Annotated in this window: 15 protein-coding genes; 8 read left to right on the top strand and 7 right to left on the bottom strand. The window is 73.2% G+C overall.

Annotated elements, in window-relative coordinates:
- From VI078_12420 to VI078_12440, 5 genes are all read right to left on the bottom strand, one after another.
- The coding region (locus VI078_12420) for a glycosyltransferase (protein HEY6000086.1) at positions 1–182 on the bottom strand (182 nt) is incomplete at its 3' end.
- 235 nt (positions 183–417) lie between these two features.
- Positions 418–660, bottom strand: coding sequence for a sulfurtransferase TusA family protein (locus tag VI078_12425; GenBank protein HEY6000087.1), 243 nt, complete (start codon positions 658–660; stop codon positions 418–420).
- 41 nt (positions 661–701) lie between these two features.
- Positions 702–1,115: a DsrE family protein gene (locus tag VI078_12430; GenBank protein HEY6000088.1), complete on the bottom strand. Its 414-nt coding sequence runs from the start codon at positions 1,113–1,115 to the stop codon at positions 702–704.
- Between the two features lie 2 nt (positions 1,116–1,117).
- Positions 1,118–1,483, bottom strand: a complete 366-nt coding sequence (locus VI078_12435) for a DsrE family protein (protein HEY6000089.1) — start codon at positions 1,481–1,483, stop codon at positions 1,118–1,120.
- A 17-nt stretch (positions 1,484–1,500) separates the two neighbouring features.
- Positions 1,501–1,797 (bottom strand): DsrH/TusB family sulfur metabolism protein, encoded by a 297-nt coding sequence (locus VI078_12440; protein HEY6000090.1) that lies wholly within the window; start codon positions 1,795–1,797, stop codon positions 1,501–1,503.
- Between the two features lie 231 nt (positions 1,798–2,028).
- Between VI078_12440 and VI078_12445 the strand changes: the two genes are divergently transcribed.
- The 7 genes from VI078_12445 (at position 2,029) to truB (ending at position 9,416) form a co-directional block, all read left to right on the top strand.
- Entirely contained in the window at positions 2,029–2,475 is a 447-nt protein-coding gene (locus VI078_12445) for an Hsp20/alpha crystallin family protein (protein HEY6000091.1), read from the top strand.
- Between the two features lie 11 nt (positions 2,476–2,486).
- Complete coding sequence (locus tag VI078_12450; protein ID HEY6000092.1) at positions 2,487–3,566, top strand: J domain-containing protein; 1,080 nt, start codon at positions 2,487–2,489, stop codon at positions 3,564–3,566.
- The gene (locus VI078_12455) at positions 3,563–4,042 is read left to right on the top strand and encodes a MerR family transcriptional regulator (protein ID HEY6000093.1); all 480 of its coding nucleotides are present in this window, start codon (positions 3,563–3,565) and stop codon (positions 4,040–4,042) included. Before VI078_12450 ends, VI078_12455 begins: the two co-directional genes overlap by 4 nt.
- Complete coding sequence (locus VI078_12460; protein ID HEY6000094.1) at positions 4,032–4,889, top strand: RNA polymerase sigma factor RpoD/SigA; 858 nt, start codon at positions 4,032–4,034, stop codon at positions 4,887–4,889. Before VI078_12455 ends, VI078_12460 begins: the two co-directional genes overlap by 11 nt.
- Positions 4,890–4,909: 20 nt before the next feature.
- Positions 4,910–6,904 (top strand): ATP-binding protein, encoded by a 1,995-nt coding sequence (locus tag VI078_12465; GenBank protein ID HEY6000095.1) that lies wholly within the window; start codon positions 4,910–4,912, stop codon positions 6,902–6,904.
- A gap of 171 nt (positions 6,905–7,075) precedes the next feature.
- Complete coding sequence (locus tag VI078_12470) at positions 7,076–8,482, top strand: sigma 54-interacting transcriptional regulator (protein HEY6000096.1); 1,407 nt, start codon at positions 7,076–7,078, stop codon at positions 8,480–8,482.
- A complete protein-coding gene (gene truB / locus VI078_12475; protein HEY6000097.1) occupies positions 8,466–9,416 on the top strand; it encodes a tRNA pseudouridine(55) synthase TruB in 951 nt (316 codons plus the stop codon). Before VI078_12470 ends, truB begins: the two co-directional genes overlap by 17 nt.
- Before the next feature lie 14 nt (positions 9,417–9,430).
- Here truB and VI078_12480 read toward each other — a convergent pair whose 3' ends face one another.
- On the bottom strand, positions 9,431–11,788 hold the full coding sequence (locus VI078_12480; protein ID HEY6000098.1) for a CxxxxCH/CxxCH domain-containing protein: 2,358 nt from the start codon (positions 11,786–11,788) through the stop codon (positions 9,431–9,433).
- A gap of 111 nt (positions 11,789–11,899) precedes the next feature.
- Between VI078_12480 and VI078_12485 the strand changes: the two genes are divergently transcribed.
- Positions 11,900–12,643, top strand: coding sequence for an RsmE family RNA methyltransferase (locus VI078_12485; GenBank protein ID HEY6000099.1), 744 nt, complete (start codon positions 11,900–11,902; stop codon positions 12,641–12,643).
- A gap of 389 nt (positions 12,644–13,032) precedes the next feature.
- Here VI078_12485 and VI078_12490 read toward each other — a convergent pair.
- Positions 13,033–13,774 (bottom strand): ATP-binding protein (locus VI078_12490; protein ID HEY6000100.1); only part of this gene is annotated, 742 nt, incomplete at its 5' end.

Raw genomic sequence — 13,774 nt, forward strand, 5'->3', positions numbered from 1 at the left:
CGCGGCGCGGGAAGGCGCACGAGGCGGCAGGGGTGGCGCGCCGCGATGCCGGCGCTGTCGTCGGCGGAGCCGTCGTCGACGACGACGACCTCGCCGTCGGGCTGCGCCGCGGCGCACGCGGCCGCGAGGCACGCGTCCAGCGTGCGCGCGCCGTTGCGGACGGGTATGACGACCGAGATCACGTCAGGGATGATAGAGCGGGCGCGAAGAAGCCCGCAAGAAGGTGCAGGCTTGTGCTCGAGCCCGCCTGCACCCCGGCTTCCCGTCTGTCACGAGAAGCACCGTCTCCAGACACGGCCAACGCCGGCGCGAACCGCGCAGGTCCCGGGCAGGAAGAAACAAAGCGCCCGCCGGTGGGGCGGCCCCGAAACGGGGGCCGTCCGGCGGGCGCTGCGGGTGCGGTTGCCGGGCCGCGACCTAGGCCTTCTTGATGTAGATGTCCCAGGCGCCGTCGCCGACCTTCTCGACCTCGCACGTGTACCCCTGCTTCTCGCAGAACTTGGGGATCGACTCCTCGGCGGAGGCGGGGGCGTCGCACTTGACCTTGATGACCTGGCCGCTGCCGAGCTTCTCCAGCGCCTTCTTGGTGAGCACCAGCGGGTACGGGCAGACCCGGCCCAGCACGTCCAGCGTCGAGTTCTCCTGACCCTTCATCGCCATCGACTGCGTCCTCCCTGTTGCGCCCTGAGCGGCGCCTGTTGCTAGAAGAAGAGGAGATGATCCGCGCCCTTGAGCTCGGCGTGGATCGTCTCCCACGGGACCACCTGCACCGTCGTGTCCGCGCCCATCGCCGAGGCGTCGGGCATGTCCGCCTCGGCCACCCCGAAGCGCGCGAGGTCCTCCTTGCAGACGAGGATCTTCAGGTCGCAGAGCAGCGCGTTCTGCAGGTGGTTCTCCGTGCTCGTGATCCCGTACGTCTCCATGGCCTTCTGGTTGTTCTTGCAGTTGAGCACGCCCTCGCCCACGAAGGCGACCACCGGCACGACCGCGTCACCGTCCTCGAGGTAGATGTCGACGGTCTGGCTCGCGATGGCGTGGGTCAGCGCGAGCTTCGGGTTCTCGCTCTTGTAGCCCAGGCGCTGCACGAGGAACGCCATCTTCGTCGTCTTGGCCATGATCACTCACCTCCGATGTGCAGCACCCGGTCGGCCGCGTGGCAGCTCGCCAGGTACCAGTCCATGCTCTTGCGGATGAATTTCGGGTGGTCGAACGTGTCCTCCTTGTGGAAGCCGCGCGCCTCGGCGCAGGCCTCGCAGGCGCAGCAGTTCAGGCCCTTCTCCATCGCCGCGCGCAGCCGCTTGTCGAGGTAGGAGTAGTCCTTGAAGGCCTTCTGCCCCTTCTTCGAGAGCGACGTGCCGTTGCCCGACACCCAGAAGTCCACCTGGTGCCCCTTCTCGACGGCGGCCTCCGCCAGCCGGACGGCGAAGTCCAGCGACATCGAGCCCACGAGGGACGAGAAACAACCGATCGTCAGCTTTGCCATGAGTGCGTCCCCCTTCCCTAGAGCCAGGCGAGCTTCGGGTAGTCGCTGAAGATCAGGTCGACGATGTCGCCGTACCCGAGCACCTTGACCCGCGCGTCGACCGCGTCCGCGGCGAAGCCGCGGGTCTCGAGGTCCTCGCGCAGCGCGTACACGCGCGGCGCCGCGTCCAGCAGCGGCGAGCCTTTGCCTCCCTCGGCGAGGGCGGCGTGGTAGACGCCGTTCTGGACGAGGAAGATGCCGAGCTGGTCGGACTTCAGTCGTCCCAGCGTGTCCACCGCGATCTGGTAATCACTGACGAACACCCCAAGCTTCATGCCCGTTCCCTCCCTGGTCTGTTTCAGGGCGACCTTCGCCCCACGACCATAGGTATTCCGAGTCAACCTGTCAAGTAGACAGCCACCGGCCGCGCCGTCACCGGCCGGCACGGGCCGGCGGCCGTCTGCGCAATGCTCTTGATCCGCGGGGACGCAGGATGGAATAATGGGGCGGAAGGCGCACTGCGGCGGCCAATCGGTCCGGCTTTCCCGGGAGCACGGGAGGACCCCATGCACGAGTACAGGAAGTTCCTCAGGGAGTTCGAGGAGTTCAGGATCCGCGCGCGCCACCTGTTCGAAGGCGCGCACCTGGCGGCCGGCAGCGAGGACGCCACCAGCGCGGGCGAGTGGACGCCGGCCGTCGACGTCTACGAGACCGCGGATCGCATCGTCATCGCCGCCGAGGTCGCCGGCGTCCGCCGCGAGGACGTGAGCATCGAGGTCGAGGGCGAGATCCTCACGCTGCGCGGCCGGCGCCCGCCCGACCGCGCCGGCGTCGCCGCGGAGAGCTACCGCAGGATGGAGGTGCCCTCGGGCGCCTTCGAGCGCTCCTTCCGCCTGCCCTACGCGGTGGGGGAGGAGGGCGTCGAGGCCGTGCTGCGCGACGGCGTGCTCACGGTCACGGTCCCGCGGCACCCGCCCTCGCGGGGGCGGCGCATCGCGGTGGAGACCGGCTAGAGAGCGCGCGCGTGGCCACGGAACCGGACTACTACGGCCTCCTGGGGATCGAAGCGAAGGCCAGTGCGCGCGAGATCCGCCGCGCGTGGCTCAAGCTCGCCCGCCGCGAGCACCCCGACGTCAACCCCGGCGATCGCGACGCGCCCGGCCGCTATGCGCGCCTGCAGGAGGCGTACCGGGTGCTCTCGCAGCGCCCGCTGCGCGAGGAGTACGACCGCCGCGGGCGCAGCCCGGCGGCCGCGCCGTCCGAGCTCGCCAAGGTCCGCGCCGGGGCGGCCGCGCCGAGCCGCTGGGAGCAGGTGGTCCGGGAGCTCTTTCCGGAGGCGACCCCGGCGGAGTCGTTCTCCGCCCCCGCGCGCGGCGAAGACGCGCACCTGGTCCTCGAGGTCGGCTTCGAGCAGGCGCTGCGCGGCGCGGTCCTCGAGACCGGCTACCAGCGCGAGGCGACCTGCCCGGACTGCCGCGGCCGCCGCTGGGCCCCCGGGGCGACGGTCGAGAGCTGCCGTGCCTGCGGCGGGCGCGGCGTGCTCGAGGTGCCCCACGGGCCGTGGTCGGTGCGGCGGATCTGCACCGCCTGCGACGGCGAGGGCGAGATCGGCACGCCGCGGTGCCGCACCTGCCGCGGCAAGGGGCGACTGACGCTCGCGGAGCGCCGCGAGGTGCGCATCCCGCCGGGCAGCGCCTCGGGAAGCCGGATCGTGGTCCCGGGGGGCGGGCAGGACGGCCGCCGCGGCGGCGAGCCCGGCGATCTCGTCGTGACGCTCAAGGTGCACGCGCACCCCTCGCTCGAGCGGCGCGGGCGCAACCTGCTCGCGACGGTGGGCGTGCCCCTGGCCCGGGCGATCCTCGGCGGGCCGGTCCACGTGCCGACCGCCGAGGGGCGCTCGACGCTGCGCCTGCCGCCGGGGACCCAGTGCGGGCAGCAGTTCACGCTGCGCGGCAAGGGCGTGCCCTCGCCCGAGGGCGGCGGACGCGGCGACCTGCTGGTCACCATTGAGGTCGCGATCCCCTCGGCCGACGACCCGCGGGTGCGCCGGGTCGCGCTGGAGCTGGAAAAGACGCAGCCGGACGCCGGCCGGGAGGAGCGGTGAGCCCGCGGGGCCGGCGCGCGCGTCCTGTTGCGGCCGCGGACATCGCCGACCTGGCGGGCGCGCGGGCGCAGGGCGCCGACCGGGAGACGCCGCTGTTCATGATCAGCGTCGTCGCCGAGCTGCTCGGCATCCACCCCCAGACGCTGCGGCTGTACGAGCGCGAGGGCTACGTGCGGCCGCGCCGCACCCGCGGCGGCACGCGCCTGTACTCGGAGGCCGACGTCGAGACCGTGCGGCGCATCCTGCACCTGACGCGGGATCTCGGCGTGAACCTCGCGGGAGTGGAGGTCGTGCTCGAGATGCGCCGCAAGCTCGAGCGCATGCAGGCGGAGCTGGCCGAGGCGCTCGAGTTCATGCGGCGCGAGATGCGCCGCGAGGTCGAGCGCCAGCGCTCGCGCACGGCGCTCGTGCGCGTGGGGTCGCGGGCCACGGTGCGCCGCGCCCCGGGGCCGGGCGGGGGGGCGTATGGCGGCTGAGCGGCGCTCGCAGTCCACCGCCGGCACCTCGTCGCTCGGGACCTACCTGCGCGAGATCTCCAAGATCCCGCTGCTGACGCGCGAGGAGGAGATCCGCCTCGGCAAGCTCGCCCGCAAGGGGGACCAGCGCGCCATCCAGAAGCTCGTCGAGGCCAACCTGCGCTTCGTCGTCAAGGTCGCCAACCGCTTCTCCGGCGCCGGCCCCTCGCTCCTGGACCTGATCAACGAGGGCAACATCGGCCTGCTGCAGGCCGCCAAGCGCTTCGACCCGGGGCGCAACGTCAAGTTCATCTCCTACGCGGTCTGGTGGATCCGCCAGGCGATCATGCAGATGCTCGCGGAGCAGAGCGGCCCGACGCGCCTGCCGCTCAAGCAGGCGGGCCTGCTCTACCGGCTGCGCGCCAAGAGCGAGGAGCTGACCAAGCGCAACGACCGCGAGCCCTCGACGCAGGAGCTGGCGAAGGCGCTCGACATCCCGGTGCGCGAGATCGAGGAGGTCCAGCGGGTGGCGCGGCGGCCCGTGTCGCTCGACAGCCCGGTGACGGAGGACTCCGAGACGGCGCACCTCGACCTCATGGCGGACGAGGACGCCGCCCCCGTCGACCAGGAGCTCATCGAGAAGTCGCTCAAGGACGAGATCGCCGGCCTGCTCTCGCACCTGGCGCCGCGCGAGCGCGAGGTGCTCGAGCTGCGCTTCGGCATCGCCACGGACGAGCCGATGACCCTCGAGGACGTCGGGCGGCAGCTCGGCCTCTCGCGCGAGCGGATCCGCCAGATCGAGAAGAAGGCCAAGCGCAAGCTCCAGCGCCTCGCGCGCTCCCGGCACCTCGCGGACTTCCTCGACTGACACCCCCCGGCGCCCCCCGGATGCCTGCGGCGAGCGGCTGGTCCCCGGGGTGGCCGGCGCTGCTGCCGCTGGCCGGCCTCGTCGCCACGCTCCCCCTCGGCTTCCTCGTCCCGGCGCGCCGGGGCGGCGCGGCGCTGGCGCGGAGCTTCGCGGCGCTCAACGCCGCCGTCGCCCTCTGGAACCTCGACGTGCTGCTGCTCTTCGCCGCGCCCGACGGGGAGACCGCCGAACGGATCGACCGGCTCTTCCAGGCGCCGATCATCGCGCTGCCCTTCCTGGCGCTGCTCTTCTTCTTCGTCTTCCTCGGCCGGCGCCTCACCGAGCCGCTGCTCGTCGGCTTCGGCGCCTGGGGGGCGGCCCTCGTGGCCGCGAGCACCGGGCCGCGCTACTTCACGGGATGGCGTCACCTCTGGTTCGGCTGGTACGGCACGCCGGGGCCCCGGTACGTCTTCTTCGTGGCCTACGTGCTGACCTACCTCGGGCTGTCCACGGTGCTGCTGGCGCGGGAGGCGCGCGCGACGCGCGACCACCGGCGGCGCACGCAGGCGCAGTACCTGCTCGCGGCCAACCTGCTGCTCGGGCTGGCGAGCCTGACCAACTTCCTGCCGCTCTGGGGGCTGCCGTTCCTGCCGCTGGGCAACGTCGCCTCGGTCGGCTACGTCGCGCTGATGGGGGTCACCATCAGGCGCCACCGCCTCCTCGACGTGCAGGCGATCTTCCGCGCCGGGATGCTCTACTCCCTGCTGACGACCCTGCTCACCGTGGTGTACTTCTCGCTCCTGCTCGGCATGCAGCACTGGCTCCAGCGCGAGGTCTTCGCCGGCTCGCTGGTGCTGCCGATGCTCCCCGCGCTCGCGGTCGGCTTCGCGGTCGGGCCGCTCAAGGCGTCGCTCCAGGAGCGGCTCGACCGCACCTTCTTCCGCTCGCGCGCCGAGTCGCGGGCGCGGCTCGAGGCGTTCTCCGCCGTGCTCGCGCGGTGCGAGCGCGAGGAGGGGCTCTGGGCAGCCGCCTGGGAAGAGGGGTGGCGCCACGCGCACCCCGAGGGCGGCGTCGTGCTGCGCGAGGCCCACGGCGTCTTCGACCCGGTGGCCGGGCCGGGCGCCGCCGTCGCCGGCGCGGAGGGCGCGGGGGCGCTGCTCGCGGGCCCCGAGGGGACACGCCGGCTGCCCGCGGGAGGGGCCTTCGAGGTCGCGGTCCCGGTGCTGGGGCGCGAGGGCCTGCTCGGCGGCTGCCTGCTCGGGCCGAAGGCGAACGGGGAGCTCTGGAAGGCCGCCGACCTGGCGTACCTCGACGCGATCGCGGGGATGGCGGCGCTGGCGATCGAGCAGGCGCGCCTGCGCGAGCGCGTCGGCCGCGAGGAGCGCCTCGCCGCGCTCGGCCGTATGGCGGGCGTGGTCGCGCACGAGCTGCGCAACCCGCTGAACAACATCCGCGCCACCGTGGGCGTGCTGCGCCGGCACGTGGACGCCACGGCGGCGCCGCTGCTCGGCGTCGTGGAGACGGACATCGACCGCGGGGAGGGCTTCATCCGCGACGCGCTCTTCGCCTGCGGCGAGCAGCGCCCGCACCTCGTGCCGATCGACCTCGCCCTCGCGCTGCGCGAGTTCGCCGACCGCTGGCCCTGCGGCGCGTTCGCCGGCGCGCCGCTGGAGCTGGCGGCCCCGCCCGAGGGCCTGTGGGTCCGCGGCGATCTCTTCGAGCTGCGGCGGGTCTTCGAGAACCTCGCACGCAACGCGGCAGAGGCGACGGGCGGGCGCGGGAGCATCGTCGTCCACGCCGAGCGCGCGGCCGACGGGGGCATCGCGGTGTCGGTCGCGGACGGGGGGCCGGGGATCGAGCCGCGCCTGCTGCCGGTGATCTTCGAGCCGTTCCAGACGACCAAGAGGGGCGGGACCGGCCTCGGGCTCTCGATCGCGAAGGGGGTCGTTGAAGCGCACGGTGGGCGCATCGGCGCGGCGAACCGCCCCGGCGGCGGGGCGGTCCTGCGGGTCTGGCTCCCTGGGGCAGACCGGTGAAAAGGGCCCATCGGCGGCTCCTTGCCGGCGCGAGTTCTGCGAGTGCGGGAAGTGCCTGCGGCGGGCATCAGCCCGCCTCAGCATCCGCTGCGTCGCGCGCCTTGCATCTGGACCCTTTTGACCGGTCTGCCATGAGAGGCATCGTTTCGTTGCGATGATGGAGGAAGAGTGATGGCTGAGAGCAAGGGTACTGCGCCGTGGAAGGTGCTCCTCGTCGACGACGAGCAGAGCGCGCTGCAGATGTACGGGGCGCTTCTGCGCGAGGACGGCATCCCGGTGCTCACCGCGGCGACGGCCGAGCGGGCGCGGGCGCTCGCCGCGGGCGAGCCGCGCCTCGGGCTCGTGGTGCTGGACCTCGTGCTCCCCGACGTGGTGGGCCTGGAGCTCTTCCGCGCCCTGCGCGCGGCGCGGCCGGAGGTCCCGATCGTGATCCTCACCGCGTTCGGCAGCGTGGACTCGGCCGTGCAGGCGATGCACGAGGGCGCCTTCACCTACCTGACGAAGGCCGCGGCCGAGATCGAGCAGTGGCGCTCCATCGTGCGTGGCGGCCTGGAGAAGCGCGCGCTCGAGGAGGAGAACCGCGCGCTGCGCGAGCGCCTCGGGGAGGCGGGCGCGGGCGAGCTGATCGGCCGCTCGGCGAAGATGGCGGAGCTGCGCGAGCGCCTGGCGAGCTACGGCGGCTCGCAGGCCACGGTGCTCATCCAGGGCGAGAGCGGGACCGGCAAGGAACTGGCGGCGCGCGCGATCCACCGTGCGAGCCCGCGGTGGGAGGGGCCGTTCGTCGGCGTCAACTGCGGGGCGCTGCCCGCGCAGCTGCTCGAGAGCGAGCTGTTCGGCTACGAGAAGGGCGCCTTCACCGGCGCGGTCGCGACCAAGCCGGGGCTCTTCGAGCTGGCGCACGGGGGGACGGTGTTCCTCGACGAGATCGGCGAGTGCTCGCCGGAGCTGCAGGTGCGCCTGCTGCGGGTGCTCCAGGAGCGGGAGGTGCAGCGCCTCGGCGGGACGCGGCCGGTGCCGACCGATTTCCGGCTCGTGGCGGCGACGAACCGCCGCCTCGAGGAGGAGGTGAAGGCCGGCCGCTTCCGCGAGGACCTCTTCTACCGCGTCAACGTCATGGACGTGGCGATGCCGCCGCTGCGCGAGCGCCGCGACGACGTCCCCCTGCTGGCGGCCTTCTTCCTCGAGCGTTTCTCGCGCCGCGAGGGCAAGGCGCTCCAGGGCATCGGCTCGGCCGCCCTCGAGCGGCTCGTCGGGCACGAGTGGCCGGGCAACGTGCGCGAGCTGGAGAACGCGATCGAGCGCGGGGTCGTCGTGGCGCGCGGGCCGTTCCTCGAGGTCGCCGACCTGCCGCCGCACCTGCGGCCGGCGGCCGCGGCGGCGCCCGTGGCGGACTTCGCGGGACGCGACGTGACGCTCGCGGAGGTCGAGAAGGCGCTCGTCGCGGCGGCGATGGAGCGCCACGGCGGCAACAAGAGCCAGGCGGCGCGGGTCCTCGGGATCTCGCGCAAGCTGCTCTACTCCAAGCTGCGGGAGCACGGGCTCGGCGGCGGGGAGGCGCCGGATGCGGAAGAGGCCTGAGCGCACGCCGGCGGGGAGGCGCGCGCAGCGGACCGATCTGCACGGGCTGCTGCGCCTGGCGAAGCCGCCTGGCCCGAGCTCGAACGAGGTCCTGCAGCAGGTGCGCCGGCACCTGGGCTGGGCGAAGGCGGGGCACGCGGGCACGCTCGACCCGGCGGCGTCGGGGCTGCTGCTGGTGCTGCTCGGGGAGGCGGCGAAGCTCGTGCCGTACCTCGCCGCCCTCGAGAAGGAGTACGTCGGCGTGGCGCGCTTCGGCGCCGAGACCGACACCCAGGACGCGGCCGGCGCGCCGACGCGCACCGCGCCGTGGGAGCACGTCGATGCGGTACGCGTGGCCGCGTCGCTGGCCTCCTTCGCCGGCGCGTCCGAGCAGGAGCCGCCGATGTTCTCGGCGCTGCAGGTCGGCGGTCGCCGGCTCTACGACCTGGCCCGCGAGGGGCGGGAGGTGGAGCGCGCGGCGCGGACCATCGTGGTCAGCGAGATCCGCCTCCTCGACTGGCGTCCCCCGGACGCCGAGTTCCTCGTGCGCTGCTCATCGGGGACCTACGTGCGCACCATCGCGCGCGACCTGGGGGCGCTCTGCGCGAGCGCGGCGCACCTGGCGTCGCTGACGCGCACGGGGATCGGGCCGTTCCGGCTCGAGGGCGCGTCCACCCTGGAGGAGCTGGCGGCGTTGCCCGCCGGCGCCGCGCCACCGCTCGTGCGCCTCGCCGACGCCGTGGCGCACCTGCCGGCGGTGGCGCTCTCCGACCGGGAGGCCGCGGGGGTGTTCGATGGTCGCGCCCCGGTGCTGCCTGCGGGCGACGTCCCGGCGCACGTGGCCCCGGGTGGGACTCTGGCGCTGCTGGACGCCTCGCGCCGGCTGCTGGCCGTGGCGAAGTTCATCGCGCCGGGCGTCCCGGTGGAACTGCTGCGGGGGTTCCGCGAACCCTAGGCAGGCCTCGCCTGCTACCAGCTGCTCGGCTCGGGCGCCGTGGTGTGGCAGCTGACCGCCGAACAGCCCTGCGTCGACTGCGTCCAGCCGAAGCTCACCGCCGCCGCGGCGAAGCTGCCGCCGGCGGCGACGTCCTTCTCGCGGTTCACGTGCCTGCCGCCGCCGACGTCGATCGTCGCGCCCTCGGCCGTCGTCGTGACGTGACAGTTCTGGCAGCCCGCGCCGAGGACGTCGTGACGCGCATGGTTGCCGGCCGCGTCGGCCGGGTACGAGCGGCCCACGCCGTCCCCGTCGCCATCGCCGTGGCAGGCGTCGCAGGCGAGGTTGCTCGTGGACCAGTCCGGCGTGTTGAATCCGGTCATCCAGACCGCGCTGCCGACGGCGGCCGTCGATGTGCCGTCCGAGTGGCAGTAGATCTGCGAGCAGCGGAAGCCGTTGGCCGCGGCGTCCCAGACATAGTCCGGCGTGGCCTCCGGGTCCGCCGGGTCGAACGCCGCGGCCGCCGGGTTCCAGGACGGGTCGAACCAGACCGAGCGGTAACTCGCCGGGGTGGTCGCGTGCGTCAGGCCGTTCGTTCCCTGGTAGTGGCACGCCCTGCACGGGAAGCCGTAGCCGCTCGGCCCGGCTTGGGAGTGCCGGGCGTGCGGGCTCCGGGTCTCGTTGTAGGTGGGTACCAAGCCGTCGTAGCCCGGCGCCTGCGTGGGCAGCAAGGTGGGCGGCTGGCCGTGGCAGCTCGTGCACGTCGCCGCGCCCACGCCGAAGGAGCCGGCGGGAGCGCCGAGGCCGTGCCGGTGGCAGTCCCCGCAGTCACTCAGCGGCAGCTGATCCTGTCCGCCGTGGTGGTTGCCGGTCATGAGCGTGCTCAGCGGCGCCAGGCGGGTCCCGTCCTGCGAGCTCCCGTTCGCGTGGCAGACACCGTTGTCGCAGACGCCAGCTCCGGCGACGTGCGGCGCGCTGTTGTCACTGATGTAGTAGTCGAAGTCCGTCGTCTTGCTGTTGTGCTCGAAGACGGTCAGCTCGGTCGGGCCCATGGTGCGGTTGGGCAGCTGGCGCGGGACCATCATCGTGTTGCTCGTCGCGCCGACGCCCTCGGCGTGCTCGTCGTGGCAGTCGATGCAGCCGACGCTCGAGCCCCCGGGGTTGTGCGCGATCTTCGTGTCGTGGCAGGTGTAGCAGATCGAGCGCTGCGACGTGCCGTAGCTCGAGAGCGCGGCATCCGGCACTGCGGCCAACATCTGGGGTGCGCGCGTGTCCGTGTGCGGCGAGTCGTGCTGGGAGCTGACGTTGTGGCAGTTGCCGCAGCCGAAGTTCAGCGTCCTGCCCGTCGAAGAGGTCGCCATGCCGTGGCCGTGCCGCGTGAACGTGTTCTGCCCCGGCCCGTCCCCGGTGTATCCGGCCGCGTCGCCGGGGTAGTGGCAGGTCGACGTGCAGTCCGTGCCGACGTCCAGCGCCGTCTCGAGGGCGCCCGTGCCGTTGACGTGCTCGTGCCCGTCGTTGAAGAGCTTCTGCTTGCTCGAGTAGTGCGTGTCGTGGCAGGAGCGGCACTGGTTGTTGCCGCCGCCGGAGGTCGTCTTCAGCGGCGTGCCGTCGTCCTCGACGATCGGCCCGCTGCCGCCGCTTGCCGCCGGCACGCCGTCCGCGTGCGTCGCCGTCGCGTTGAGGTGCACGTCGTTTTCCGCGGCCGACCCCTTCACGGGCGGCGCGGTGTTGCCGTGGCAGATCCGGCAGAGCGGGTCGTACTGGTTCGCCGCCGTGACGCTGCGCAGCATGTAGGGGTTCCACGCGTAGGCCGGCGGGCCATGCTCCGGGTACTTGGTGCCGAACTCCTTGCTCACCACGGAGGTCGCGGGGTTGCCGTCCGCGCTCTCGTCCGCCGGGGTCGCGGGATCGTCGCGCCCGTCGCCCTGGCCGTCGACGTCGTGGCAGTCAACGCAGTCCAGTTCGTTCGGGTAGTTCGTGGCCCAGGCGCTCGTGTACTCGTGGTTCGTGACCGCGCCGGTGACGAAGTTCCTCCCGACGGGGTGCATGGAGGCCTTGCCGGAGAAATCCATGAGGACTGCCCGCATCTTGGAGCGCGAGCCGATGTTGTGGCAGTACGTGCAGCCGAACTGGGCGGGGATCGTGCCGCCGTTGGCCTTCGTCATGTCGATCACGGTGCGGGAGGTCCTGTTGATGAAGCTCGTGCCCGCCGCGCCCGACGTCTCGTTCAGCGTATGGCAGGCGTAGCAGCCGAGCCCCTCCTGGACGAAGTGGAGGGCGGCCGCCGGCCGCGCGCCGCCGAGGAGGCACGCGAGCGCAAGCAGGGAGCCCAGTGCGGCCCCGGCGCTGCGACACCGCTTGCCCGCGCGCCGGCCCTTGTCACCAATCTTCACTGCGCACCTCCCGGCCCGCGACCGGCCAACCGTCGGTTCAGGGGCGAGCCGTCGAAGCCCTGTTGGCGTCGGGCCGGGGAAGATGGTACCACGATGGCGGGAAGGGGGCGCATGAACCTGATTCTCGTCCGCAGGAGCGAGCTCTCGCCTGGCGACCGCGTCATGCTCGCGGGAGAGCGCGCGCGGCACGTGCTGGGGGTGCTCGGCGCCGGGCCCGGCGCGACCGTGCGGGTCGGTCTGCTCGACGGGCCGCTCGGCACCGCGACCGTGCTGGGCGTCGACGGCGGTCGCGTCGAGCTGGCCTGCGCCTTCGAGCCCGACGCGCCGGAGGCGCCGCAGGTCGATCTGCTCCTGGCTGTGCCGCGGCCGAAGGTGCTGGCCCGCCTCTGGTCGCAGCTGGCGGCGCTCGGGGTGGGGCGGATCGTCCTGGCCAACGCCGCGAAGGTCGAGCGCTGCTACTTCGACAGCCACGTGCTCTCGCCCGGTTTCTTCACGCCGCGGCTGATCGAGGGGTTGCAGCAGGCGCGGGACACGCGACTGCCGCAGGTGCTGGTGCGCCGGCGCCTGCGGCCGTTCGTGGAGGACGAGCTGGGCGCGCTCTTCCCCGCGGGGCTGCGCCTGCTCGCCGACCCGGGCGGGGAGCGGCGGATCGCGGATGTCCTGCCGGCGGCGGCCGGGCGGGCGCCGGCGCGGGTCCTGCTCGCGGTCGGGCCCGAGGGCGGCTGGGTGCCCTTCGAGCTGGAGCTGCTGCAGCGGCACGGTTTCGCGGTCGTCGGCATCGGCCCGCGCACGCTGCGCACGGACACCGCCTGCATCGCGCTGCTGGGCCTCGTGGCCGAGCGGCTGAGGGCCTGACGCGACTCTCATCGCCTCTCGTGCCGGGTCCGTTCCGGGGTCGCCCGTGACCGGGCCGCGGGGGCGGGGCGGCGCCGTGCGTGCGCTGAGCTGCGCGCTCGACCGCAGCTTGTCCGGCCCTCCGCTCAAAACGCATGACTCGCCCTTCGGGCTCAAACAATGCGTTTCGCCCCTGCGGGGACGCTCCGGTCCGGCCGCTGCGGTTCCCTCGCGCTCCGCCATGCTCGCGTCCGTCCCCGCCCCGGTCACGCCCTGGTGCGTTCCAGGAACAGCGGAGGGGTGGCGCGAAGCGGGGGACCCCCGCGGGGCGGACCGAAGGGAGCACCGTGGGGGTGGGCAGCGACAGGACCCCGCAGCGTGCACGGGGAACTAGCCAGGCCTTCAAGGCCTTACGCATAGGGGAGCGTGAGGATCACGGAGGTGCCCTCGTCCTGGATGCTCTGGATCTCGAGGCGCCCGCCGTGGTGCTGGAGGATCTCGCGCGCCAGGAAGAGCCCGAGCCCGCTGCCGTTCTCCTTGAGCGTCGTGAACGGCGTCGTCAGCCGCGAGAGCGCCTCGGGCGGGATCCCCTCGCCCGTGTCGCTGACGGTGATGCGATAGCCGGCCGGCGAGTCCTCGGTCGACACCGTGATCGCGCCGCCGGCCTTCATCGCGTCGCGCGAGTTGGCGAAGAGATTCAGCAGCACCCGGCGCAGCTGCCGCTGATTGAGGCGCAGCGTGGCCGGGCGGGCCCGGAAGGCGGTGCCGACGGCGATGGCGCGGCGCGCGTTCTCGGCGGCGACGTCGGCGACGAAGGCGCGCAGGAACTCCTCGATGTCCGTCTCCTGGCGCTCGCCGCCGGCCAGGCGCGCCAGCGCGAGGTAGCTCTCGACGATCTCGTTGAGCCGCTCGACCTCCTCCTCGAGCACGTGGCAGTAGTGGCGCAGCCGCTCCGCCTGGGGGCCCCGGGTGCGGCGCACGCGCTCCTGCAGCAGATCGGAGTTGAGGAAGATCGAGTTGAGCGGCGAGCGGATCTCGTGCGCGACCTTGCCGGCGACGATCGCCATCGCCGAGAGCTTCTCCGAACGCTCGAGACGGCGCTGGAGCTCGAGCACCTCGGTGCGGTCGAGGACCCAGGCGAGCAGGCGGGCG

This window comes from bacterium (assembly GCA_036524115.1).
Taxonomy (GTDB): Bacteria; JAUVQV01; JAUVQV01; order JAUVQV01; family DATDCY01; genus DATDCY01.

Coding starts and splice junctions, on each gene's coding strand:
- VI078_12425 (HEY6000087.1), bottom strand. CDS start 660: ATGGCGATGAAGGGTCAGGAGAACTCGACGCTGGACGTGCTGGGCCGG.
- VI078_12430 (HEY6000088.1), bottom strand. CDS start 1,115: ATGGCCAAGACGACGAAGATGGCGTTCCTCGTGCAGCGCCTGGGCTAC.
- VI078_12435 (HEY6000089.1), bottom strand. CDS start 1,483: ATGGCAAAGCTGACGATCGGTTGTTTCTCGTCCCTCGTGGGCTCGATG.
- VI078_12440 (HEY6000090.1), bottom strand. CDS start 1,797: ATGAAGCTTGGGGTGTTCGTCAGTGATTACCAGATCGCGGTGGACACG.
- VI078_12445 (HEY6000091.1), top strand. CDS start 2,029: ATGCACGAGTACAGGAAGTTCCTCAGGGAGTTCGAGGAGTTCAGGATC.
- VI078_12460 (HEY6000094.1), top strand. CDS start 4,032: ATGGCGGCTGAGCGGCGCTCGCAGTCCACCGCCGGCACCTCGTCGCTC.
- VI078_12465 (HEY6000095.1), top strand. CDS start 4,910: ATGCCTGCGGCGAGCGGCTGGTCCCCGGGGTGGCCGGCGCTGCTGCCG.
- VI078_12470 (HEY6000096.1), top strand. CDS start 7,076: ATGGCTGAGAGCAAGGGTACTGCGCCGTGGAAGGTGCTCCTCGTCGAC.
- truB (HEY6000097.1), top strand. CDS start 8,466: ATGCGGAAGAGGCCTGAGCGCACGCCGGCGGGGAGGCGCGCGCAGCGG.
- VI078_12485 (HEY6000099.1), top strand. CDS start 11,900: ATGAACCTGATTCTCGTCCGCAGGAGCGAGCTCTCGCCTGGCGACCGC.